The following is a 25,773-nucleotide window of genomic DNA, read 5'->3' as shown; positions in this document are numbered from 1 at the left end:
AAATTTCCACTAAATTTATTTTAAACTTTTAAATACTACATTCTATGAGAGATAAGTTTTTATCTTGGGGAATTGTATTAGTAACTGTTGCATGGATTGTAGCTTTACTAATCAGAGCAGATTATTGGATCCCCGTTCTATTATCTGCTTTCTACGCATTGGGCGTATATAACGCCTATCAGTCGAAACACGCTATTTTAAGGAACTTTCCTGTGGTTGGGTACTTCAGGTATTTCTTTGAAAGTATTTCGCCAGAAATGCAACAATATTTCATCGAAAGAGAAACAGATGGGAAACCATTTCCAAGAAATCAACGTTCTGCAGTTTACAGACGTGCAAAAAACCTGAGCGATACGGTGCCTTTTGGAACTCAATTAGAAGTTAATCATAGAAAATATGAAGGGATTAAGCATTCTATTTATGCTAAATCTCCTTCAGAAGAATTGCCGAGAGTTTGGGTAGGAGGGGAGCAATGTTCTCAACCTTATCATGCTTCATTGTTTAATATTTCTGCAATGAGTTTTGGTGCATTGAGCGACAGGGCGCAGATTTCGTTAAACAAAGGCGCTAAAAAAGGGAATTTTTATCACAATACAGGAGAAGGAGGAGTTTCTCCGCATCACTTGGAAGGAGGTGATCTTTGCTGGCAAATTGGAACGGGATATTTTGGATGTAGAGATGACGAAGGAAAATTTAACCCTGAATTATTTACAAAATACGCCACGCTTCCCAATGTAAAAATGATTGAGATTAAATTATCTCAAGGGGCAAAACCAGGTCATGGTGGGGTTTTACCAGGAGTAAAAAATACACCGGAAATTGCTAAAATTCGTCACGTCACTCCTGGAATGACCATTATTTCTCCACCTTCGCATTCTGCTTTTTCTAATGCAGCAGGATTGTTGAGGTTCGTACAGCAATTGAGAGAACTTTCGGGAGGGAAACCTGTTGGATTTAAATTGTGTATCGGAGATACCAAAGAGTTTGACGATATCTGTGTTCAGATGAATGTATTAAAAATCTACCCTGATTTTATTACAATTGATGGAGCAGAAGGAGGAACAGGAGCAGCACCACCGGAATTTTCTGATGGAGTAGGAATGCCTCTAGAACCAGCTTTGATCTTTGTCAACAGAACATTGAATAGCTATAATGTTAGAGATAAACTGAGAGTAATTGCCAGCGGAAAAGTCTTAACAAGTTTAGATATCCTGAGAGCCGTTGCAATGGGTGCAGATATGTGTAATAATGCAAGAGGATTTATGTTCTCTTTAGGCTGTATTCAGGCTTTGAGATGTAATAACAACAAATGTCCAACAGGAGTTGCGACACAGGATAAAATGCTAATTAAAGGGCTTGATGTTACCGATAAGGCAGAAAGAGTGTACCATTTTCATAAAAATACATTGCACACTTGTAATGAATTGATTGCAGCGGCAGGAAGAAGTTCTTATGAAGAAGTAGATGCTACAATGTTTATGAGAGGTGATGAGTTTGACCATTTGGCAGACCTTTATTTCCCTGATATTTTAGGGAATGTGAAACAGAAAGCAAGGTCATAAACTCGAATTTCAAAATAACAAAAGCCTCAATTAAAATTGAGGCTTTTGTCGTTATATTTTAATATGAATTAGTCTTGATCGGCAGGTCTTGCCTTTGTTCCATAAACTTGGAAGTTGAAAACAAAAGTTCTATTTCTAAAGCCAGTACTATAATAATTAGCATCTCTCGCATAAGCAGCTCTTGATGGTACAATGATTACACCTTGTAAGTTGTATGGACTTCCATTAGGAATATCAAATGCTTTGAATTTCTGTAAACCTTCTTTAAAACCTTCAATTTCATAATAATTTCTTTGTTTTGCTGCGTCAGTTGTAGCCTTGTTCAAAACAGTATTTGTCACATAATAAAAATACATTGGATCAGTGATAGGAGAACCTCCACCATCAATTGTATTGATGAAATCTGATGCTCCAATAAATGCTACGTTTCCATCTGTATTTGCGGCAAGATAAGTTCTAGCTCTCATCATTACTCTAAGGATGTCAGAAGAGCCAATAGTCGTTCCAGGATTAGGCTGAGCTCCAGTTCTTGTAATATAAACTACACCTGAAGGAAGTTTAACGGGAGCAGGAACTAATGCACTTAGTTTTGTCTGATGATCATCGGCTGTATCTGTAGCACTGAAGGCCTTTATATTTCCTTGGGTATCCAAATAATTAGCATCTAAAAACTTATCGATAGATTGATCATCATAAGTATTTTGTACTGCGATGTCTTCTGGTTCTACATAAGTTGCCACATCATCATCCTTTTTACATGCAGAAAAGCATAAAGATCCCATAAGGATATATAAAAATATTTTTTTCATTTCAAAAACTTTGATTACTTTACAAATAATATAACGACAAAAGTATAAAAAATTATGAGAATAGATAAATTTTTATGGAGCATTCGTTTTTATAAGACGAGAACCATTGCTACTGAGGAGATTAAGAAAAATAGAGTTTCCATTGGCGAATCGGTTGTAAAGTCTTCTAAAGAGGTGAAGGAGGGTGATGTCATTAAGATCCGTAAAAATCAAATTGATTACAAGATTAAAGTCATTCAGATCCCTAAAAGCAGAATGGGTGCAAAGCTGGTTCCTCTTCATATCAAAGACGTGACTGATAAGGAGCAATATGAAACACTCAAATTGCGTAAAATGACCCAAGACTACTATAGAATTAGGGGAGAAGGAAGACCCACCAAAAAAGACAGACGAGACATGGATGAATATGCAGGAAATGATATCGCTGCAGATTTTACAGACTGGGATGACTTTTTTGGTGAGAAAGAGGACTCAAATGATGATGAGAAAATTGAAAAAGATTTATAAATACAATTTTTCAATAATTTCATTAACGATATCTTCCGGTTCTCTGGAATCTGTATTTACATTAAACTGTGCTTTGCTATAGAATTCGTTTCTTTCGAATAAATGCTTAGCAATAAATTCAGGAAGGTTTTCATCCGAAATGTTGGCTATTATCGGCCTTTTCTCTTTTGTTTTGAAATCCTTTCTGATAAAGTTTTAATAGAAGCTCTTAAAAAAACACTTTTAGAGTTCATATTTATAATCTCCATGTTATTATAATAAACAGGAGTTCCCCCACCAAGGCTTAAAATAAGATTTTCTTCAGTAGCCAATAGCTCTTCCAAAGTTTCCCTTTCTAGCTTTCTAAAGTAAATTTCACCCTTTTTTTCGAAAATTTCGGGAATGGTTAATTTATTTCGCCTAGAAATCTCTTTATCTAGGTCAATTAATTTAAAATTTATTTTTTCGCTTAATATTTTGGAAATGTGAGATTTGCCACTCCCCATGTACCCTACCAATGAAATAATCATGAATTTTTTTTAAACAAATTTGCGAAAAAGTTTTGAGATAATGAAAAAAGTCCTATCTTTGCACCACTGAAAACGAGGAACAATACACAACTGCAAATCGTTATCAAAGTGACCGACTCGGTAGCTCAGCTGGTAGAGCAATACACTTTTAATGTATGGGTCCTGGGTTCGAATCCCAGCCGGGTCACAAGCGAAAAAATGATTACTAGATTTTTGTAATTCTTTTTAGCCTGCGTGGTGAAATTGGTAGACACGCCATCTTGAGGGGGTGGTTTCCAACGGATGTGCTGGTTCGAATCCAGTCGCAGGCACTGCAAAAAAAAATGAAATTTTATTTGAGTATGTAAAATATTTTTTATACCTTTGCAATCTCAAATTTAGTGACCGACTCGGTAGCTCAGCTGGTAGAGCAATACACTTTTAATGTATGGGTCCTGGGTTCGAATCCCAGCCGGGTCACAAGTTTACTGAAAAGTAAATTTTTTTCATATTAATATTTTGTGATTTGGTGTTCAAAGGCTTCCTAACGGTAGCCTTTGATTTTTTATGTCTATCCTATTCTAAATGCATATTGTCGATCAATCTCACACCATCTACCATTACCACGATAAAAGCTCTGAATTTTCTGTCTTTATAAAAGAAATCAGTTTCCTTTAGTGTTTCTTCATCTGCGATAAGAAAGTATTCCAATTGCATTCCTTGTTGATGATCTAACATATCCTGAACTCTTACTTTGATTTCCGGAATGGTTACCACTCTGAACCACTCATTCACTTTCGTTAATATCTCGTAAATAACTTTTGAAGCTTCTCTTCGGTCTTCATGGAGTCTTTGGTTTCTTGAACTTAATGCTAATCCATTTTCTGCTCTATAAATAGGAACTCCTTTTATTTTTACCGTAAGATGCTTTTTTTCTACCATTTTTTTAATAATAGCTAATTGCTGAAAATCTTTTTCACCAAAATAAGCATTGTCGGGCTTTACTTGTTTGAAGAGCTCTTCAACGACTGTTCCAACACCGTCAAAATGACCCGGTCTGGACTTTCCTTCCATTTCATTCTCTAAACCTCCAAAATCATAGTGTTGGCTTACTGCTTTTTCCGGGTAAATATCTTCTACATTGGGGATGTAAACAGCGTCAACCAGTCCTGAATTCTTTAAAATTAAGAGATCTCTATTCACATCTCTAGGATATTTTTCAAGATCTTCGGGATTATTAAACTGCGTTGGGTTTACAAAAATTGAAGAAATTACTAGATCATTTTCTTTTTTTGCAGCCTCATACAGAGATAGATGGCCCTTGTGTAAGGCTCCCATTGTTGGGGCAAAACCTATTCTTTTGCCCATTTCTTTCTGTCTTTCAATGAAATCCTGAAGTGTTTTTTTGTTTTTTAAAACTTCCATAGTTTATTTTAATAGCAATTCAAAAATACTAAAAATATCACATAATAAAGTGCGGTATTAGCAATTTGGAAAAGGTAATTTTCGTAAAAAAATGTTAATTAAAATAATGTTGGATGTTTTTTTGTAATTTTGCGCATTAAGCATTTTTAAAAAAAATTAGATAGAAGTTTATGCCGAATCAAAAAATACTGTACATTACTACAGAGATGTATCCATATCAAGAAGACACTAATATGGCTACAGTGGTAAACAAAATGGCACTTAAGATGCACAATGAAGGCAATGATGTAAGAGTTTTTATGCCAAGATTTGGACAAATAAGTGAGAGAAAATTCCAGCTTCACGAGGTTATTCGCCTTTCTGGAATGAATATTATTATTAATGATCTAGATCAGCCTCTAATTATTAAAGTAGCATCTCTTCCGGGGGAAAGATTGCAGGTTTACTTTATAGACAATGAAGAATACTTCAAAAGAAAACAATATTACTTTGATGATGAAGGAGTTCCTTTCGACGATAATGACGAAAGAGCAATCTTCTTTGCCAGAGGAGTAATTGAGACGATTAAAAAGTTGAATTGGGTACCTGATGTTATTCATCTTAACGGATGGATGGCTTCTTTCGTTCCAATTTATCTTAAAACGTACTACGAATCAGATACTTATTTCAAAGATGCGAAAATTGTTCTTTCATTATATAATGAAAAGGATGCTGCATTTGATAAAAAAATAACTGAAAAATTGAAATTTGACAATATTTCAGGATTAAAAGCGTTAGATAATCCGAGTGTTCAAAGTTTTGTAATTGAAAGTATGAACTATGTAGACGCAGTCGTAAAAGGAGATGAATTCCTAGATGGAGACTTAGATAAAGCCTTCAACGAAACTACAACTACAAAATCTGAATATCTCGATGTGGATTCTATAAACCAACTTTATTAAAAAACACATTTTAATGACTTATAGTATTAAAAAAGCTTTCGCCATAATTTCTTTGGCGATTTTTGGAAGTGTATTGCTTTATAATTGCGAACCCGATCCGGATTCTTTAGGTGAACAATTATTCTTAGACGGAGCTGCACATGGGGAAGAGGTATCTTATCCTCTTATTGCCTATAACATTAATAATAATGATAGTATTAGAAGTGATGCTGCCAAATTAGGACTAGCCACTTTGGGAGGCGTACAAGATGCCCAGTTCGGCAAGCAGAAAGCTTCTTATTATACACAGTTAAGATTGCCAAGTTATAATCCTGATTTTGGAACTAATGCAGCGATAGACTCTGTTGTTTTGGTGATTAAACCTACTTACGCTTCAGATTCTATTACAACAACGACCAATGAAAGCTATACATATCCAGATGGAAATGTGCCCGCTAAAAAGGTGGTAAATACTTACCCTGCCATCAAATATGGAAGAACAAAAGCTCCTAAACTTACGATAAAAGTAAATGAGGTTACTGAATTCTTAAATGGGGCTGCTGATATTGCTTACTCAAATAAAGTTTATGGTTCTGGAGAGGAACTAGGAAGAAAAGATTTCACAGGAACGGTGAATTCTGTAACGATTACTAAAACTTCAGATGCATCTTCATTGTTTACATCAGCGGTAGGATTTAGAATTCCTTTATCAGCAAGTTTCTTCAAGACTAAAATTCTTGATAAGAAAGGTCAGCCAGAGCTTAGTGATGTATCGAATTTTATTAGACATTTCAAAGGATTGAAACTTTCTGTTGAAGAAAGTGATGCCTATTTGACTCAGTTTTCTCCTAATGATATGGAGTTAGTGATGTACTATAAAAATGATAAAAATGATAATGGTACTATAACAAGACCACAAACAACATATACATTTGCTCTAGGTTCAGCGAACGCTCACATTGGAAATTATGAATATGACAGATTTGGAACACCTTCTAAAGCTGCAATTGACGGAAGTAATCAAAATACAGGAGACGAAAGATTATACGCTCAGGGTATGGGTGGTCCTTCAATAGGGGTTAAACTTCCTCTTGTTGAAACAATTAACGAGCTTAAAAAGAAATATAAAAATAATAAAGCAGCTATTATCAGTGCGAAAATCAGAGTATATACTGATGATGTTAATTGGACGAATCAATATGCAAAGCCTAAAAATTTCACAATTGTTCAGAGGGATAAAGATGCAAATGGTGTTACTACAGCATTTACAACAGATTTAGTTAATTTGACAGCATCTAACAATTTTGCACTTTACAGAGCTTATAATTTAGATAAGAATCCTAGCTATTATGAATTTACGGTTACAAAATCTGTAAAAGATATTGTTGAGGCAGCTGACGGTACTCTTACTGATGAAGCTATTGCTAATAAATATTTTAAGATTGATTTAGGTAACTTTTTAACTAATACAGCAGGTAGTTTAGCTGGATATCAATATACATCAAGACCATATGCTGTGGACAGAGCGGTATTTATAGGGTCTAAATCGACAGATGCTCATAGAATGCAATTAATAATTATTTACGGAACAAAATAAAAACTAAAAAACACTTGATAAAATTATGTGCGGAATAGTAGGATATACAGGTTTTCAAGACGCTTACGAAATAGTAATCAATGGTCTTAGAAGATTAGAATATAGGGGGTATGATAGTGCAGGGATTGTTCTTGAAGATAAAAATAACAAGCTTGAAGTTGAAAAAACAAAAGGTAAAGTAGAAGATCTTGTTAATATTGCTAGCCATTTAAAAGGAACTGCTACAATAGGAATGGGACATACACGTTGGGCTACTCATGGTGTTCCAAGTGATAGAAACTCTCATCCGCATTTATCTAATAATAATAAGATTGCAATTATTCATAATGGTATCATTGAAAATTATGATACCATAAAAAAAATGCTTACTGGAAAAGGATTTACATTCAAATCAGAAACAGATACTGAAGTATTGGTCAATCTTATCCAGTATTTTATGGATCTTAATATTGAAATGGATTTCCCAACAGCAGTAAGATATGCTCTTAATGAGGTGTACGGTGCCTATGCAATTACAGTAATGCATGAAGACTATCCAGGAGTATTGGTAGTTGGAAGATTAGGTTCTCCATTAGCTATTGGTATTGGTGAAAAAGAATACTTTATTGCATCTGATGCTTCTCCTTTTGTGGAGTTTACCAAAGAAGCAATTTATTTAGAAGAAGGCCATATGGCGACTATTTCATTGGAAAATGGAGTAGATATCAGAACTATTAATGATAATTCTAAAATTGAGCCTGAAATTCAGAAACTTAAATTGAGTTTAGAGCAGATTGAGAAAGGTGGTTACGAGCACTTTATGCTGAAAGAAATTTTTGAGCAACCAAAATCTGTACATGATACAATGAGAGGTAGATTGATTCTTGATGAAGGAGTAATCAAAATGGCTGGAATTTGGGATCATGTTGAGAAGTTCAAAAATGCAAACAGAATTATCATCATTGCTTGCGGAACATCTTGGCATGCAGGACTTATTGGTGAATATCTTATCGAGGAATACGCGAGAATTCCAGTAGAAGTAGAATACGCATCAGAATTCAGATATAGAAATCCTATTATTACGGATAAAGATGTTGTAATTGCTATTTCTCAATCGGGAGAAACTGCTGATACAATGGCAGCATTAAAATTAGCTAAAGAAAGAGGTGCATTTATATATGGTATATGTAATGTGGTAGATTCATCTATTGCTAGAATTACAGATGCAGGTTCATATACTCACGCAGGACCTGAGATTGGGGTAGCTTCTACAAAAGCATTTACAGCTCAGCTTACCATTCTTAGTTTAATTGCACTTAAACTGGGTAAACATAATGGTAACTTAGGAAATGCTGAATTTATGAGCTTAATTGCTGAATTAGATGCTATTCCTAAGAAAATAGAAGATGTCCTTAATGCTACTCATGAATTAACTCAGAGTATTGCAAAAGATTTCGTAGATGCTACAAACTTCTTATACTTAGGAAGAGGATATAACTATCCTGCAGCTCTTGAAGGTGCATTAAAACTAAAAGAAATCTCTTATATACATGCTGAGGGATATCCTGCTGCAGAAATGAAGCACGGTCCTATTGCATTAATTGATGAAAATATGCCAATTGTTATCATTGCTCCTAAAAAAGGGCACTATGATAAGATTGTAAGTAATGTTCAGGAAATTAAGGCAAGAAAAGGAAAAATTATTGCAGTAGTAAATAGAGGAGATACACAGGTAAGCGAAATGGCAGACTATGTTATTGAGATCCCTGAGACTTCGGAATGTTTCTCTCCAATTGTTGCATCAGTGCCTTTACAGCTTTTAGCATATTATATCGCTGTGTATAGAGGTGCCAATGTAGATCAGCCGAGAAACCTTGCGAAATCTGTAACTGTAGAATAAAACATACTCGTAAATAGAGTAAATTTAGATTTCTTTCGTTATTTCAAAAAAAATCTTAAAAGTTTCTTAAAAAAATTATATATTTACGGCTTAATTATAAAAATTAACATGAAAAGGATATTTCTTTTATTATTGTCTGCGTCGGTAGCGTCGGTATCTTGTTCAGGTGGTGGAAGCTCTTCTGTAGGGAAGCCAGGAACAAAAGGAGAGTTGATACCAAGAGAAAAAACAAAATCATTTGTTGCGGAAAGACCATACGGAATGGTAGCAATTCCTGCAGGATCATTTGTTGCTGGTTTAGCAGATCAGGATCCAACAAATACTCCTGAGAAAGCAGCATTGAAAACGGTTACTGTTTCTTCTTTCTTCATGGATGAAGCTGAAACTACTAATGCAGAATACAGGGTGTTTATCAACTATGTAAGAGATTCAATTGCTAGAACTTTACTTGCTGAAGCTGCTGGAGAAGGCGGTGAAGGTGGTCGTAAAGGAGCAAGCATAGGAGATTACGCATACCTTGCTAAAAAAGAAGAAAACTTAACGCCTTATCAAGAGTATTTAGAGGGACAAGGAGGTAGAGAAGAAGGTGGATTTGATGTAAATAAGAGATTAGACTGGAAAATTCCTTTACATTGGAGTACAACAAAATATCCTGATGTAGAATATGCAGAAGTGTTAGAATCTTTGTATTTACCAGCTTCATCAAGAATGGGTAACGAAAGAATCCTAGATGTTAGTAAATTAAAATATAATTATCAGTGGGAAGATATGGATGCTGCACTTGCTGAAAAAGAAAGAGGGGTAAACTTCCTTAAAAATTCCAGTATTGCCATCTATCCAGATACTACAGTTTGGGTAAAAGATTTCCACTTTGCTTATAATGAGCCATTATTTGAACAATATTTTTGGCATAAAGCTTATAAAGATTATCCTGTTGTTGGGGTAACTTGGGACCAAGCAAGAGCGTATTGTACTTTCAGATCTAAATTGAAAACTGATTACAACGAAAGCTTAAAAAGAAAAAAACAAAGACCATTGAGATTCCGTCTTCCTACAGAAATCGAATGGGAATATGCAGCTAGAGGTGGTATGCAAAATGCTACTTACCCTTGGGGTGGTCCATATTTAATGGATGATAGAGGTTGCTACTTAGCAAACTTTAAACCGAAAAGAGGTAACTACATGGAGGACGAGAAAAAAGGTACTTATACATATACTGCTCCAGTAAAGAAGTTTAAGAAGAATGGATATGGGTTGTTTGATATGGCTGGAAACGTTTCTGAATGGACATTGTCTGCTTATAACAATTCTTCATACGGTTTCTCTTCTACTTTAAATCCTTCTACTAAAAATAAAACTGATAATAATAAATCTGTAAGAGGTGGTTCTTGGAAAGACGTAGGTTACATGCTTATGACTGGTGCAAGAGATTGGGAAAGAAAAGATTCAGCGAGAAGTTATATCGGATTTAGAACGGTACAGGATATTCCTGAAGCTGCTGTTAAGCCGAGAAAAGTTAACAGATAATCAATAATTATCGGACATTTATTTTTTCAATAACAATTTTATTTAACATTAAAAAAAACTAACTTATATGTTTAAGACTAAAGATGCTTGGATGAATTTCTTTTATTCGTTCGGTGCTGCAATTGTAATTCTTGGAGCTTGGCTTAAAATTACTCACATCTCATTTGGACCAATCAATGGTAACATTGCTCTTACGGTAGGGCTTATTACAGAGGCAATTATCTTTATTATTTTCGCTTTTGACCCTCCAAAATCTGAAGAGTCTTATGCTTGGGAAAATGTATATCCTGAATTATTGGATAAACATGCAAACCCTAACCCAATACATTCAAATGTTTCTTCTAAAAACGGAGCAGCTGCTCAATTTGCAGAATTAGAGAATTCTCTTTCTACAAAATTGGACAAGATGCTTGCTGATGCAAAATTAGATGTTCAACTATTTGACAGATTAAGAACAGGTATTGATAAGTTTTCAAATTCTGTAGATCAGATCAACCAAACTGTTGACGTTTCTGCTTCTACTCATAAATATAATGATCAATTAAACAAAGCCGCTACACACATGGAAAGCATGAATGCTCTATATGTAATGCAATTGGAAAGCGGTAAAAGACAATCAGAATTTGCTAATAAATATGTAGCAGATATGCAAAAGTCTGCTGAGCAATCAGAAAAATTCAATCAAGAGCTACAAGGTTTAACATCTAACTTAAATAACTTAAACAGAGTTTATGGTGGTATGTTAACTGCGATGAAGTCTTAATTCCCAACCCATTTTTAATATTTAATTTTTAATCCAAAACAAAAAGAAAAAGAATGGCAACAGGAAAACAGACGCCTCGTCAGAAGATGATCAACCTTATGTATTTGGTGTTCATCGCTATGATGGCCCTAAATATTGATGCAGAAATCATCAGATCATTTTATGACTCTACAAAAGCCCTTAACGAAACTAGAACTTTAACTGAGAGAAAGAACGAGAAAATTTTCGAAAGAACTCTAGAGGCTAAAGCACAACAAGTACCAGATACTTATGCAACGCCTTGGGAAGAGTATAAAGTATTGAAAGCTAAAGTTGATGTATTAGTTAAATCAGCTGAAGATATTAAAGATGTCCTTAAAAAGCAATCTGAATTTCATGAAAAAGATCCTGTTACAGGAAAAGAGATTGATGTAAGCGAAAATTTTGCAGCCCTTAATAATAATGAAGCAACGATGGGTTACTTCTTTAAAGATGGAGATGAAAACTCTCCTAGTAAAGGCGCTTTAGAATTAAAAGCTAAAATGGATGATGTAAGAAATTATATTTCTGCAACATTTGGGAAAAATACTCAATTACAGGATTTAGTAGATAGAGCGAATAAGTCTATCATTGCTGAATATCCTCAGGGTAAATCTCCAAACGGTAAAACATGGTTCCAGAATAAATTCTTTCACCAGTCACTTATCGCTGCAATATCAAATCTTGGGATTATTCAGAATGATGCAAGAAACGTACAGTCTGATGCATTAGCATTATTACTTCAAGAGAAAGTAGATGCTAGTATTAAGTTTAATAACTATGAAGCAATTGTTTCAGCACCTACAGATATTCAATCTGGTAAAAAAGGAGAAGCGGTTATTATGCTTGGAAGTTATTCAAACAGTAATAAGATTAAAATTAACGGAGTAAGCAGACAGGAAAATGGTAAAGGATACATTCCTTTAAATACTGGAGGTCTTGGTGAGCATAAGCTTAACGGATCTATTACATTAACAGATGCTACAGGAAAAGCTCAAAACTTCCCTTTCACGCATACTTATAATGTAATCGCTGGTCCACAAGAAGTAAAACTTGAAAAAGGATTATTACTTTCTGCTGATAAGATGAACGTGATGTATAGAGGACTTGAGAACCCTGTTTCAGGATCAATCTTAGGTGCGGACAATTCTAAACTTTCATTATCTGCTCCAGGTGCTGTTGTAAAAGGTACAGGTCCAGGAAAATGGATTGTGACTCCTACTACAGGAACTACTGTTAAATTAACATTATCAGGTCAAAACCCTAGTGGACAGACAGTTTCTCAGGTATTTGAGTACAGAATTAAAAATGTACCGCCGCCACAAGGACAAATTAGAGGTCAGAATGTATTGGCAATGCCAGCTACTTCAATAGCTAATCAGTCTATACAGGCAGTAATACCAGATTTCGACTTCCCAGTTTCATTTACGGTGAATCAGTTTATGGTTAAAGTTCCTGGTAGAGCGGCATTGTTAGTAAAAGGTAATAGTTTAGATGACGCTGCTGGATTAACGAAAAACTTGAGAGCGGGAGAGTCAGTATTTATTTTTGATATTAAAGCAACTGCTTCAGGTTTAGGAAACCAACAAGTCAAAAATATCTCTTCTATCTTAATTAATGTTCAGTAAGATTAATAAGTTAAAATAACATTATGAAAAAACATATAAGCACTTTTTTAGTATTAGTTTCGGGGTTTGCATTTTCCCAAACTATTCTAAACGCTTCTTCTCCAGAGGAGTTTAGACAGATGAGAGCTGAGAATAAACAAAAAGTTGGAGATACTATCGTTGATAAAACAGTTAAGCCTTTGGAATATGGTTTTGTTGATGATAAAGATATCTTGAAAAGTATGTTTGTTTGGGAGATTATTGATATGAATGATAAGATCAACCAGCCATACTATTATGATAATCCGGATGGTTTGTTGGCTACTCAAACAAGATCTCTATATCAATTATTACTTGATGCAGCTATTACTGGAAAAATTAAGGAGGTATATGATGATGAGAACTTTGTAACTAAACTTTCTCCTGAAGGAATTCAGAAAAGATTAGAAAGCGTAAGAATCTCTGATGCAGCTATTGATATTCTTAACTCAGGAAGACAACTTACTGAGCAAGAGAAGAAAGAATATACAGATATCTTTAAAACGACTACAGATAAAGTTAAGGTTCTTAAAATTATGGGTATGTGGTTTATCGATAAAAGAGATGGTCAAATGAAATACAGACCTCTTGGTATCGCTGCAATGGGTCCAGATCCTGCTGTACAAGGTAGAACAGGACCAGACGGACAACCGTTATCTGGAGCTGATGAACTTATTGATTTGTTCTGGGTATATTACCCTAGCGCAAGAGATGTATTGGCAAACAATTTTGTTTACAATAGAAAAAATTCATCTGCAGACTTATCTTTTGATGATTTATTGAATGCTAGAAGGTTTTCTTCAGTTATTTATAAGTCTTCAGGCGGTTTAGGAGATGGAGTTATCAAAGACTATCTTCCTAGAAATGCTGAAGAGCAGATCGAAGAAAGCGACAAAATTAAGGAGCAAATTCTTCAAATGGAAAATGATATGTGGAATTACTAAATTTCACTTGATATTTATAGAAAACCTGAGTATTTTTACTCAGGTTTTTTTATTATGAAAAATGTAGATTATATTATTGTAGGAGATGGATATGCGGGGTTGTTTTTCGCTCATCAATTGATAAAGAACAACAAGTCTTTTGTTCTGTTTTCGGAGGGGAAAAAGAGTGCTTCTCAGGTTTCTGCAGGGATTATAAATCCTGTGGTGCTTAAGAAGTTTACCACTTTCTGGAAAGCTCAGGAACAAATAGACTTCCTTAAAAATGCTCTTCAAGAAATTGAATCATATACGGGTAGAAATTATTTGATAGAAGCGTCTATCCACAGAATTTTTCATGATGAGAATGAACAGAAGCTTTGGCTTAAAAAATCTGGGAATGAAGATTTATTGCATTTTTTAGATAAAGATTTTAAGCATTTAGAGGTGGTAAACAATTCTTTTAATACAGGAAAAGTAAATCAGTCTGCAAGGCTTGATGTGAATAGTTTTTTCGCAGATTTGTTTACTTATTTCGAGAATAATTCTCAACTGATAAAAGAAAAATTTGATTATAGTAAATTACATACATCCGAAAATACATATCAGGATATCAGGTATCAAAATATCCTTTTTTGTGAGGGAATGGGAGTGAAGGACAATCCGTTTTTTTCTGATATTGCTGTGATTCCTAATAAAGGACATCATATTAAAGTAAAACTTTCAACTCCGATTCCGGAGAATATTACCATTAAAAAGAAACATTTTCTATTTCCAACCTATAACGGATTGTATTTTTATGGTGGAACTTATGACAGAGAACAGTTGCATCATCATATTGACGATTCTGCCGTTGAGCAATTGGTTAAAGGATTATCAGAATTTTATCCTTATGACTTTGAGGTTAAGGAAGTGAATTTTGGATTTAGACCTACCGTAAAAGACAGAAGGCCCATTATCGGGCGACACCATGAAAATAAAAACTTATACGTTTTTAATGGCCTTGGAGCGCGCGGAATTTTGAACGGATGTTTCTTTTCAAAGCGTTTGTATGAGTTGATAGAAAATGATATTCCTTTGGACGAAGAAGTCTCTTTGGATCGGTTTAAATAAAAATACGGTTCATTTCTTATAAGATATAAAAAGAGCAAAGATTTATTTCAAATCTTTGCTCTTCTAGTAAAAAGTTAAAAATGGAAAATTGTATTGTTAAAAAAGTGACAGGGGAAAAAAGTAGACTACGTAATACATGAAAAAAAAACGTCCCCTGCCAACAAAAACACAATTATAAAATTATAGGTGGGCTTCCCATTATTTTTCAAATGAATAATAAGAAAGCTTAATTATTTTTCTTTAATGAATAGGATAGGAGGCGAATATTTTTTTCCATTTGGTAATGGTGTTTCTACTCATTTTTAGATCTCTTGCCAGCTCAGAATTATTCAGTCTGTTTTTCTTTTGATGTTTTAAAATTTCAAGTACTGTTTCTTTATCATAAGAGCGGTGGGATTGGTTAAAGATTTGGGTTTCTTTATCCTCTGTTCCAAATATTTTTTTATTGATATTAAGAATATCCAGGCTCGATAATTCTTTCTTATTGAGTATACTTTTACATTCTTCCTCTTTTTCAGGATACTTCATTTGAATCATATCATTAAAGATCCTTTTATAATCCGGAGATTTTGATTGTTGGGCTTTTAAACAAGATATCATAAGTGTACTATTTTTAATTATCATCGGTTTTTTTGTATTTGGCGATCCATTTATAGAGCGTAGTTTTGGGTATTTTATACTCTTTTATAATTTGAATCTTGGTTTTCTTTTGTGTATCAATCATTTCTATAACGAAATCAACAATTTCTTTGGTGTAGATGTTTTTTCTAAACTGTGGTAAACTGGTTTTTTCTATTTTAGATTGATTAGATTTGATGGATGCCTGTGGTGAATACAGAATGAGATGCTGCGAATAAAGTCTGAAAAAATCATATTCCAGAAGTTTACTCCATTTTAATAAATAATGAGAATTCAAAGAATCGCTTAGATACATTTCATTAATGAGTTCTTCATCACAGTTTAAAAAATTACAAATTCTGGACATGTTAATATCACATTCTGTAACTCTTTTTTTTATTAGGGATCCTATATGTATGTCTTTTAAATTTTGCATTGCTGTTTGTCTTGGTAGGTTCTTTCGAAAAATAAATGAGGGATTTTTTCAAAAGAATAAAAAGATGCTAAGTTGTTTGGGGCTTACATGCCTGCAAATCTATAGCAGATGGGTTAAAAATAACGTACTGTAATTATACTTCAAAATTCTACTGTGTTGTGATTCAGTTTTTTATTTTTTATTTTGAGTTAAAATGGAGTAGCCTTTTAATGGTTTTTTAAGTTAAAATAAGTTGATTTAAGTAAAAATTACAGTATAATTTAAAATGTAGTGAATGATATTTTAGTGATTACCATTCTGTTCAATCTTCTTTATTTATCTGATTTTGTATTTTTCTATTTTTATAGAGCGTTTTTATATTCTTTAAAAGTCTTATAAAATGCTGTGTTATTTTTTTCATTTGTCTCGTGTTTTATCTCAGAGGATAACGTGGTTTTTGTATAAATAATATGGAAACAGTTGTATTGGTTAGCCAATAGCGCTCATCATCGGAATATGTAGTCAATTATTTTTTTTAATGAGTCAATAAATTCGCTCTGCAAAATATACAGAGCGAATTGCTAGCACAAACACTAAACTACTACGTATGTATTTTTATTATTTACTAATTTTGGTATTAGGGCTTATAGTGCAGCTCCTACACAAAATAGGATAGGGCTTCCACTAGGATAGTCATGTGTATTCCAAACACCCCCAGGACGAGGGTAACTAAGCCCACCAGTTTGCGTTCCATTAATTTCTACTTCATCAAACCAATCTCCTCCTATTATATAAGTACCATTAGTATTACTTATAGCGTATCTACTACTGGTAACAGTATTGGAGGTGATGCTATAATCATTACCCTCGTTGCAGATGAGCTGCATTTTAGGATTTACCGTTACTCCATTTCTTTTAAAAGTATATTTGTACTTCTCATCATTATGGATGGCTGGATGAAAAACTTTAAGATTGGTTATAGCACTGCTGAATTTAATGGTTAATTTACAGCTAGTAGGATAACTAACTATTGGTAATCCATAAGGGTCTGTACCACCAACTATAGTTTTGTTTGACATAAGAAATAGGAAGCTTCTATTTACTATATTATTTGCATTGTTACACTCTTTGTAGGAATATGAAGCAACATGTGCATTAGAAGCATTACTGTACGTAGCCGTAACATTTTTTCCATTTATTACAAAATTTTGACTTCCACTAAATTGAGGATTGAGTGTGGTACCAGTACATGTAGGGGTATTATCAATTGCTGGTATCCCTTGAGCCACATTTCTAGTGAAGGTACAAGTTTGTCCACCAATATTAATATTAAACGTAGCAGTTCCTGTATCAGAAGGCGTTCCTGTAATGGTATAGGTAAGGGTTCCGTTTCCGTTGGCAAAGTTTCCGGCATCTAAAGTGGCCGTTAATCCTGTAATCCCTGTAGAAGCTACGGCTTGCGCTGCATAAGCACTTCCGTTTACGCCAGTATATGGTATTGTGGTTGAAACTCCGGAAGCAGAAACTCCGCTCGTTAATGTTCCGTTATGGGTTACTCCGGCACAATCCAAAGCTAATGAGCTTGTTGAACATTTAGAAACCCATTGTGAAGCATCCCAATGTTCCATACAGTGGGTTGTTGTATTATAGACCATTAACCCTGCTGTTTTAGGATTTAAGGCATCTCTCTGCGCTGTAGATAATCTTGGCGGAAGGAAACCTTTATCTGTTGCAAAAAGATCTAATACGGCGCTTGATGAAGGATTGATAATACCAATTCCTACACTCGATCCAAAAGGGTTAAGTATTAATGGGAGGCCAGTTCCGCTTTTGTCAAGACTTGTAATATACGATCCATACGGGGAATCATTAAAAGTTCCGATATCCAATGCGTGATTAGCACTTCCGTCTATTCTTAGGGTCGCGCTGGTGGAAGAGGGTTGGGCATTCACTCCTTTTACAACCATTTTGTTGGAAGGAGTAGTGGTACCAATTCCTATCGCATGAGTCACGGTATTGATAGATAACGTAGAACCATCTACCGAAAATGCATTGGGAGCAGTTCCTGTAAAAGCTAAAGTTCTGCCGGTTTGTGATACCGTACGGTTGGAGGTAAGGTTTCCATTTACCGTGTATATATTGGTGTTCTTTCCGGAACTTCCCTGGTTTATTTTAGTCCATACGGTACCATCAAAATAATAATACCCAACGGCGTCTATATTAATGGCTGTTCCTGTCTGGGCGCCACTCCCTACATTATTCACATAGATTAACGTAGAGGTTACCACGCCTGTCATAGATTGCGCTTTTTGCCTGTCTACTCTTGGAATAAGCAAACCTTCGGCGGTAGAAAGAATACCGGTAGGATTTTTTGCTGTAATATCATAGGTTGCTTTAGGGGAAGCGGTATTGACACCGACTTGCGCGCAAGCAAAGCTAAATGATATGAGTGCTGATATGATAATAATTTTTTTTTTCATGTCCTTGATTTTAAAAATTCTTCACTCTTTACATAAGATTTCTGACGCATCAGGATAGAGGGGGAGATCCAGATGATTAAAAAGTGAATGATAACGGATCTATTTAAAAAATAGGGTTGGAAGATGTACTGCTTCTTACTGATAGTTTACCCATGTGCTTCCGTTCCAGTATTGCATAATATTTACAGTAGCATTGTAAATCATCAGGCCTTCCGGTTTAGGATTAATAGCATCTCTTTGGGCAGTTGTTAATCGGGGCGGAAGAAATCCTTTATCAGTAGCCGCCAATTCCAGTATGGCACTTGAAGTAGGGTTAATAGTACCAATACCTACATTTGATCCTAAAGGGTTAAGAATCAAAGGTAAGCTTTCATCTGACTTGTCGTTACTGCTGATATAAGATCCATAAGGAGAATCTGCAAATGTTCCGAAATCTAATGCATGATTCGAACTTCCATCAATTCTTAATGTTGCATTTTTATAATCGGGTTGGGCGTTTACTCCTTTTATGACTAATTTATTGGTGGGAGTGGTGGTCCCGATCCCCACTCGGTGATTGGCGGCGTCTACCGAAAAAGTGGAGCCGTCTACAGAAAATAAATTGGCTATAGTTCCTGTAAAAGCCAAGGTTTTATCTGCCTGAGATACGGTACGGTTTTCAGAAAGTGCTCCATCTTGATTATAAATGTTGGTGTCTTGGGAAGCGCCCGCTGCATTTAATTTTATCCATACACTTCCGTCGTAATAGTAATATCCTGGAGCGTCTATGTTAATGGCTGTTCCTGTCTGATCTCCGGTAGAACTCGTGTTTACGTAGATCAACGTAGACGTTTCAACATTGGTCATAGATTGTGCCCGCTGTCGGTCTACTCTGGGAATCAGAATTCCTTCGGCAGAAGTTGTTGTTCCTGTAGAGTTTTTAGCGATAATATCAAAAGTAGCTTTAGGGTCTGGTGTATTAACACCAACTTGGGAATAGGCAAATCCTGAGCTCAGCATTGCCAATAAGATGAATGTGTTTTTTTTCATTTGTTAACTTCTGTTTTTGTTTTTAATTTTTTCTTTTCCTTAGGTGTGTGTTTAGAATCGTATTTCAGAGAAATAACCGGTTTTTTCATCGAAATAATAATGGAATTTCATTAAAGAAATTCTTTTGCAAACCTATTGAGACCAAAGAATATATAAGCTACTACGTGTATACTACTATGATGATCTGTAATTGTTTATCGGCTTTTTTAAGTAGAAATGCAGTAGAAAAAGAAATGGTTTTTGTTTGTTTTTGGATTAATTTTTAAACGAAAACAACCTGATTGATGTAAAAAGTACAAGCTTTATAAAGAAATTGGAAGAGACAATTTATAATACTCAAGAAATAGAGGCGTTTTTTATGGTTTCAAATATTCTTTTTGCAAATAAAAAAGACCCAAGATTTATAAAAAACCTTGGGTCACACACTGAATGATGAAAAAAAATAAAATTTTTATAGATGATCTGCCATCGTAGAAAGATCTTTGTGAACTTTACGTTAGAAAAACATGAGTATTAAAAACGGACATTCAAAACTTTTTTATCAATTATTAAAAATTCTTTCTCTACATAGAATTAATGGCCAGATTACTTCTGTCCTAAGCGTCTATTATCCAATAATAAAATCAAGAATTCGACTTTTCTTTTTTTAGAGCCACAACGCTGGTGGCATGAGCAGAATCTAAATTCATCACTTTTCCTGTTTCAGGAGAAAGAGTGGTATCATCTACACATTTGCTCCAGTTTCCATTTTTTTTATAGAATCTCACGCAATCATTGGTACTGTCATAGATAATAGTTCCGGGGGCCACGCTGCCTCCTCGTGGATTGGTAAAATTATTTACATTCGCATTGGTAGGAAGTACCAAACCATGGTTGTTGGTTTGACCGTTATTGATATCTAAAGCGCCTCGAGGGCTTAAAGTACCCATTCCTACATCTCCTAAATCGGTAACTGCTATATCGTTTGCTTCCTGAGTTGCTGTTGGCGCCATATTGATGTTGTTATCTCTTGCTCCATCAATCTGAAAAACGGTTTGCGGGGTAGCTGTTCCAAAACCTACATGTTGACTGCTTGAAACAAACATTCCCGGTTTTGCAGGATTATAGTAAAAGGTTCCGGGAGCATTAGCACCAATTGCTAGCCCATCCAATCCATATGTATCTCCTGCTTCGGTATTATGACGTATATAATAACCGTAGGCTGCGTTATCTTCACTGAATCTTATTTCACCTCCTGACCCATCCGCATTGGCATTGGAATGGATTCTTAATAGAGGATTGGCAACAGTTCCTTCCTGAGTACTGGGTCCACCTAGTCTCAATTCGTTACCTACAATTTGAACATCCGAAATAGGTGCTTTGGTTCCCATACCAATTCTGTTATGGGATGCGTCTACAGAAAATGTGGCATCATCTATCGAAAATGAGTTGATGCTTGTTCCTTTGAACGCCAATGTTTTATCGTCTTGTGATATGGTTCTGTTTTCAGAAAGTGCTGCGTTGGTGTTATACATGTTGGCATTGCCGGATTTCAACTTTATCCATTCGGTATTGTTATAATAATAATATCCTATTTCGTCAATGCCGGTAGCTATTCCTACCTGGGAGCCAGTGCTGATGTCATTGATGAAAATAATTGTTGAAAGAGGAATATTAAGCATATTTTGAGCTCTTTGTCTATCTACTCTTGGTATTAGTAATCCCTCTACATTTCTAGGGCTGACGTTAGTAGGTCCACCTTTTAAATATTTTGCTTTGATATCCACTGTTGCTTCTGGATTCGGCGTATTAAAACCTACCTGTGAAAAAGCAAAAGACGAAGATACTAATGCTAAAAGAAATACATTTTTTTTCATTTTGTTTGATTTATTTTTCTTGTGTGACTAGAATTTTAGCTCAAAAAGCGATTTTTTTTGTTCGAAATAAGTATGAAATAGTACTGAGAAAAATTCTGGTGCAAATCTACTTAGAAGTAGCCCTTTATAAGCTACTACGTGTCTACTACCATCGTAACAATAAGGCTTTGCGATGTATTTTAAGTGGAAATGCAGTAGGTTGAATTTGGGGTAGTAGTACCTTTTTTAAGGAAACTAATGGTTTTGAAAATAAACAGAGCTTGTAAAAATTACAAGCTCTGTTGAAAACGGAAAATAAATAGGTTGTTGATAACAGGAAAAGTGGAGTTATTGCTCCATCATCCATTTATTAATATCGATATCGGAAGGAAGCTGTAATTTTTTTCGAAGTCTGTATTTTCTGGTTTCTACTGTACGGAGACTTATATTCTCGAAATCCATGATTTCTTTGCTTGAAAAATTTAATTTTAATAAAGCACAAAATTTAAGCTCATTTGAGGTAAGACTGGGATATTGAGTTGATATTTTGTCATAAAAATCAGGATACACTTCCTTGAAGCGCGTGAGAAAAAGAGGATTTCCTTTTTTAGCAAGTTGTATGGTTTCTTCAAATGCAGGGTTCAGTTTTTTCTTTAGCTGGTTTGTTTCCAGCGATTTTTCAATGATGACTTCGTCTTTACGCTTTTGTTTTTTAAGATAGGCTGTACTGATAAAGTATCCGACGATAATAAAACCGATGATAATCAATAGTATTAAAAGGTAAAGTTTAGATTTTTCAGTTTTTTCATGTTGGTCTTTTTCATGAATCACCTTTTCTACCTGAATATGCATTACTTCTTTTTCCTCTTTGGTAATGCTGTCGTTTATTTGGGTGTATTTTTTGAGATATTCGTTGGCTTTATCATCGTTTTTCAAAGAGATATAGGTTTCTGAGATCTGTTTGTAGGCCGTTCTTTTATCCGACTTACTTTTCATTTTTTCAAAAATGTCCAGCGATTGCATGTAGTAGTCCAATGCTTTATTATACTCTTTTTTTTCGGTGTATAATCTTCCGTAGCTCAATAGTATTTTCCCTTTTTCATAAACAGAATATTGGTCTACTATAGCCATTGCTTTGTCTAAATAATATAGAGTAGAATCGGGTTTCTTTTCTTGTAAATTTCGATTAGCGATCGTAACATAAATAAGAGGTTCCGGAGATATAGAGAGAATTTTTCTTTCCATACTTCTCATAGAATCCGGCATTTTTAATGCCTCAAAACAAGCCATTTTCCAAGAATAGCAGAGGTAAAGACGTTTTTTTCGCTTTTGGGTATCCGAAATTTCCCATGCATATTCAAGAGATTTATTAAAGTTTTGCAGAGATTGCTCGTACAATGCCAATTCAGAGTAATTTCTGGCGTAGGCTCCATAGAATTTAGACTTTAATTCTGCATTTCTTATCTCGCTGATATCTTTTTCTGCTTTATTGAGAAAGACCAAACTTTCTTGGTAATTATTTACTACAGCCAAATAATTGGCAATGTTAATATAGGCAGCTACAGCACCTTCTTTATTATTTTGTTGCTGATACTGGGAGAGAGCTTTCTTATTAAAGTCAATAAGTTCCTGTATTTTTCCCTCAGCTCTGTACTTTTCGGTTATATTTTCTAGCTCGTCGAGACTATAGGTCTGAGATTTAAATTGAGAAATGATGAGTACAAATAAAAGATATACTACTTTTCTGAATTTTTTTTGAAACATACACTGTATTTTATGTAACGAAGATAAATATTTTATATAAAACATAAGTTTTGTTGTGCACAAAAAAAACGTCCTATAAACAGGACGTTTTCATATTTATTTTTTTTATTGGTGTGTTATTCTTTTTTTATCTACTTACCATGAGCAACGCCTAAGCATTACATTCTGGCCGGTGAATTTATAATAGGTAAAGATCATAGCTATTTATACTTTAAAATAAGAGACTTTTTTTTTGATTCCAAAAAATTGAAAAGTAGTGAGCTCACTTGCGTTCCCCCACTACTAAACCCTTATTATAAACAAAACTTTTTAAATGTTAAAAGCAGAAGTAGATAATCATATAAAATGGGATGAATTTCTATAATCAATATGGTCCTTCTGCTTTAGCTTCACTTTACTTAATAATATAATTATTAAAAAAGTAAACATTTAAATAATCAAATATCCTTATTATATTCTCTGCATTAATTTTTAATTTTAAAAAATAGTGAGTGTTTTGTTGGGACTACACTCACCATATAAATCCTTATTAGGGAACAAATTTGTGTTTTTAAATACTAACTTGAGAATGAGTTGCAAATGTATAGTCAATTGTAGAGAAATACGTTACTGCAAATCTACTGTTGTAGTTTATCTGGTTGGTCTTTAGTTTTTTAAATTGCAATAAGTAGTATGTATGACGTAGTGAGTAAGTGAGGGGTGTAGAGTTATTCATCTTAAAATATAAGAACCGTCACATTATTTCATGTAAAGGTTCTTATGATAAGGTTTCGATGTCTAAAATTACAGTTCCATCATCCATTTATTAAGATCTATGTCTGAAGGCAGATCAAGCTTCTTCCTCAATCTGTATTTTCTAGATTCAATGGTACGGATTGATATATTTTTATATTGGGCAATGGTTTTGGTGGAGAGGTTGAGCCTTAAAAAAGCTGAAAATTTAATGTCATTGGCCGAAAGATTAGGATATTTCGTGGTCAAAGTATTATAAAAATCAGGATACACTTCTTTAAAACGGGTAAGAAAGAACGGGTCATTCGCCATGGCCAATTTAGAGAGTTCTTCAAAAGCTTCGTTGAGTTTACTTTTTAGCTCATCTGTTTCGTGTAACGTTTCAATAATGATTTCTTCGGCTTGTTTCTGTTTCTTAATATATCTCCTTGTAAGGATGATAACAATAATAATGCATGCAGCTATTAATGCGGATATTAAAATTAAATACTTCGTTCTTTCATTTTTCTCTCTCTCGTTTTCGGTATGGATTATCTTATCCACAGGTATTCTCAATGCTTCCCGTTCAGATTCATTGATGCTGTCTGAGATCGCAGCATATTTCTCCAGATATTCATTTTTTTTCTCGGGATTACTGAGGGATCCGTAAGCGTCTGAAATTAATTTATATACATTCTTAATATCATTTTTACGTGATATCTGGTGTAAAATAGACAACGATTGAAGATAATATTCCAACGCTTTTTCATGCTCTTTCTTTTGGGTATATAGCTTTCCGAAAGCAAGCAACGTCATAGATTTTTGATAATGGCTAAAATCTCCGGAGAGCTGGCTTGCCTTATTCAGGTAGTATTCCGCGGAATCTGTTTTTTTATTTTTTAGAAATATTTCGGCAGTATAAACGTAGGTGAGGGGCTGAATGGCTAGTTCCATTCTTTTTTTTACGGTATTTCTAATAGAGTCTGCCTCACCAAGCTCTTCAAAATTGGTTAATTTCCAGGTATAAAAAAAATACAGCATTTTTTCTCTTTCTTTTTTATCAGGAATTTGGTTCGCAAAATAAATGGAAGTATTCAGGCTGCTGTTGGATTGGTCTAGAAGTCCTATAGATGCATAGTTTCTGGCATATTCTCCATACATTTTAGCGCATAATTTACTGTTCTTTATCTGTCGTAAGATCTCTTCTGCATCCTCCAGATATTTCAAGCTTTCTTTATATCTGTGAAGATTCCAAAACAGTCCGCCCATATTAATGTATGAGGCCGCGATGCCATCTTTATTATTTTGTTTTTTATAGTCTTTTAATGCGTTTAGATTAAGTTCAATACTTTTCTTGATATTGCCCTCCGTTCTGTATTTCTCTGTAAGGCTGTCGAGCTCTTTTATAGAATGTATTTGCGCTTTATAATTAGTTATAAATAGCAGGATTAAAATGGATAATGTTTTTTTGTGGGAATATTTTAAAAACATAATTTGTGGTTTTTACGATACAAAAGTAGTTTTTATAGTATATTATTGTATAGTTTATAGACGTAAATTATTATTATTTATTTGTTCTTAATATAAATTAAATTGTTTTTAGCTGGTTTTTAGAACATTCTTTTACATTAAGATAAATATAAATGCGAATCACTCAAAGTTAAAATGAGTTTTTAGGGATGTATTCGGACATGAAAAATATATAGAATAATACATAAATTGATTTTTTGTGTCGTTCTTCAATTAA

Annotated in this window: 19 protein-coding genes, 3 tRNA genes and 1 pseudogene; 13 read left to right on the top strand and 10 right to left on the bottom strand. The window is 34.2% G+C overall.

The features are described from left to right. Positions 1-44: 44 nt before the first annotated feature. Entirely contained in the window at positions 45-1,562 is a 1,518-nt protein-coding gene (locus AMQ68_RS10020) for an FMN-binding glutamate synthase family protein (protein WP_054510488.1), read from the top strand. A gap of 68 nt (positions 1,563-1,630) precedes the next feature. On the opposite strand, the gene AMQ68_RS10015 is transcribed toward AMQ68_RS10020, so the two are convergent. Next, on the bottom strand, positions 1,631-2,371 hold the full coding sequence (locus tag AMQ68_RS10015) for a hypothetical protein (RefSeq protein ID WP_054510487.1): 741 nt from the start codon (positions 2,369-2,371) through the stop codon (positions 1,631-1,633). 54 nt (positions 2,372-2,425) lie between these two features. Between AMQ68_RS10015 and AMQ68_RS10010 the strand changes: the two genes are divergently transcribed. Then, a complete protein-coding gene (locus tag AMQ68_RS10010; RefSeq protein ID WP_054510486.1) occupies positions 2,426-2,878 on the top strand; it encodes an RNA-binding S4 domain-containing protein in 453 nt (150 codons plus the stop codon). Here AMQ68_RS10010 and AMQ68_RS10005 read toward each other — a convergent pair. Further along, a pseudogene (locus AMQ68_RS10005) lies at positions 2,873-3,387 on the bottom strand (shikimate kinase). The gene AMQ68_RS10010 and the pseudogene AMQ68_RS10005 overlap by 6 nt on opposite strands. A 114-nt stretch (positions 3,388-3,501) precedes the next feature. On the opposite strand from AMQ68_RS10005, the gene AMQ68_RS10000 reads away from it, so the two are divergent. From AMQ68_RS10000 to AMQ68_RS09990, 3 genes are all read left to right on the top strand, one after another. Beyond that, positions 3,502-3,574 (top strand) — tRNA-Lys (locus AMQ68_RS10000). 41 nt (positions 3,575-3,615) lie between these two features. Then, a tRNA-Leu gene (locus tag AMQ68_RS09995) sits at positions 3,616-3,698 on the top strand. 75 nt (positions 3,699-3,773) lie between these two features. Beyond that, positions 3,774-3,846: transfer RNA gene (locus tag AMQ68_RS09990), tRNA-Lys, on the top strand. Between the two features lie 96 nt (positions 3,847-3,942). On the opposite strand, the gene panC is transcribed toward AMQ68_RS09990, so the two are convergent. Next, entirely contained in the window at positions 3,943-4,791 is an 849-nt protein-coding gene (panC, locus tag AMQ68_RS09985) for a pantoate--beta-alanine ligase (protein WP_054510485.1), read from the bottom strand. A gap of 170 nt (positions 4,792-4,961) precedes the next feature. On the opposite strand from panC, the gene AMQ68_RS09980 reads away from it, so the two are divergent. The 8 genes from AMQ68_RS09980 (at position 4,962) to AMQ68_RS09945 (ending at position 15,174) form a co-directional block, all read left to right on the top strand. Beyond that, the gene (locus AMQ68_RS09980; RefSeq protein WP_054510484.1) at positions 4,962-5,732 is read left to right on the top strand and encodes a glycogen/starch synthase; all 771 of its coding nucleotides are present in this window, start codon (positions 4,962-4,964) and stop codon (positions 5,730-5,732) included. Between the two features lie 13 nt (positions 5,733-5,745). Continuing rightward, positions 5,746-7,308: a DUF4270 family protein gene (locus AMQ68_RS09975; RefSeq protein WP_054510483.1), complete on the top strand. Its 1,563-nt coding sequence runs from the start codon at positions 5,746-5,748 to the stop codon at positions 7,306-7,308. Between the two features lie 25 nt (positions 7,309-7,333). Further along, complete coding sequence (gene glmS / locus AMQ68_RS09970; protein ID WP_054510482.1) at positions 7,334-9,187, top strand: glutamine--fructose-6-phosphate transaminase (isomerizing); 1,854 nt, start codon at positions 7,334-7,336, stop codon at positions 9,185-9,187. A gap of 108 nt (positions 9,188-9,295) precedes the next feature. Continuing rightward, a complete protein-coding gene (gene gldK, locus AMQ68_RS09965) occupies positions 9,296-10,714 on the top strand; it encodes a gliding motility lipoprotein GldK (RefSeq protein ID WP_054510481.1) in 1,419 nt (472 codons plus the stop codon). Positions 10,715-10,781: 67 nt separating this feature from the next. Beyond that, positions 10,782-11,477, top strand: a complete 696-nt coding sequence (gene gldL / locus AMQ68_RS09960; RefSeq protein ID WP_054510480.1) for a gliding motility protein GldL — start codon at positions 10,782-10,784, stop codon at positions 11,475-11,477. A 53-nt stretch (positions 11,478-11,530) separates the two neighbouring features. Further along, the gene (locus AMQ68_RS09955; RefSeq protein WP_054510479.1) at positions 11,531-13,123 is read left to right on the top strand and encodes a GldM family protein; all 1,593 of its coding nucleotides are present in this window, start codon (positions 11,531-11,533) and stop codon (positions 13,121-13,123) included. Positions 13,124-13,146: 23 nt separating this feature from the next. Next, positions 13,147-14,085, top strand: a complete 939-nt coding sequence (gldN, locus tag AMQ68_RS09950; RefSeq protein WP_054510478.1) for a gliding motility protein GldN — start codon at positions 13,147-13,149, stop codon at positions 14,083-14,085. Positions 14,086-14,139: 54 nt separating this feature from the next. Next, positions 14,140-15,174 (top strand): FAD-binding oxidoreductase, encoded by a 1,035-nt coding sequence (locus tag AMQ68_RS09945; protein WP_054510477.1) that lies wholly within the window; start codon positions 14,140-14,142, stop codon positions 15,172-15,174. Positions 15,175-15,414: 240 nt separating this feature from the next. Here AMQ68_RS09945 and AMQ68_RS09940 read toward each other — a convergent pair whose 3' ends face one another. From AMQ68_RS09940 to AMQ68_RS09910, 7 genes are all read right to left on the bottom strand, one after another. After that, positions 15,415-15,774 (bottom strand): transposase, encoded by a 360-nt coding sequence (locus tag AMQ68_RS09940; RefSeq protein ID WP_054510593.1) that lies wholly within the window; start codon positions 15,772-15,774, stop codon positions 15,415-15,417. A gap of 13 nt (positions 15,775-15,787) precedes the next feature. After that, positions 15,788-16,228, bottom strand: a complete 441-nt coding sequence (locus tag AMQ68_RS09935; protein WP_054510476.1) for a transposase — start codon at positions 16,226-16,228, stop codon at positions 15,788-15,790. A gap of 623 nt (positions 16,229-16,851) precedes the next feature. Next, positions 16,852-18,687, bottom strand: a complete 1,836-nt coding sequence (locus AMQ68_RS09930; RefSeq protein ID WP_054510475.1) for a hypothetical protein — start codon at positions 18,685-18,687, stop codon at positions 16,852-16,854. A gap of 135 nt (positions 18,688-18,822) precedes the next feature. Beyond that, entirely contained in the window at positions 18,823-19,716 is an 894-nt protein-coding gene (locus AMQ68_RS09925; RefSeq protein ID WP_054510474.1) for a hypothetical protein, read from the bottom strand. A gap of 623 nt (positions 19,717-20,339) precedes the next feature. Next, positions 20,340-21,572: a hypothetical protein gene (locus tag AMQ68_RS09920; RefSeq protein WP_054510473.1), complete on the bottom strand. Its 1,233-nt coding sequence runs from the start codon at positions 21,570-21,572 to the stop codon at positions 20,340-20,342. Between the two features lie 327 nt (positions 21,573-21,899). After that, positions 21,900-23,315, bottom strand: a complete 1,416-nt coding sequence (locus AMQ68_RS09915; RefSeq protein WP_054510472.1) for a tetratricopeptide repeat protein — start codon at positions 23,313-23,315, stop codon at positions 21,900-21,902. A 783-nt stretch (positions 23,316-24,098) separates the two neighbouring features. After that, positions 24,099-25,517 carry a hypothetical protein gene (locus AMQ68_RS09910; RefSeq protein ID WP_054510471.1) on the bottom strand — a complete coding sequence of 473 codons (1,419 nt, stop codon included), beginning with the start codon at positions 25,515-25,517 and terminating at the stop codon, positions 24,099-24,101. Positions 25,518-25,773 lie beyond the last annotated feature (256 nt).

Origin of the sequence: Chryseobacterium sp. ERMR1:04, from assembly GCF_001297705.1 — a bacterium.
Lineage (GTDB): Bacteria > Bacteroidota > Bacteroidia > Flavobacteriales > Weeksellaceae > Chryseobacterium.
Note: the sequence above shows the minus strand (reverse complement) of the source record. Positions and strands in the feature narration are given on the sequence as shown.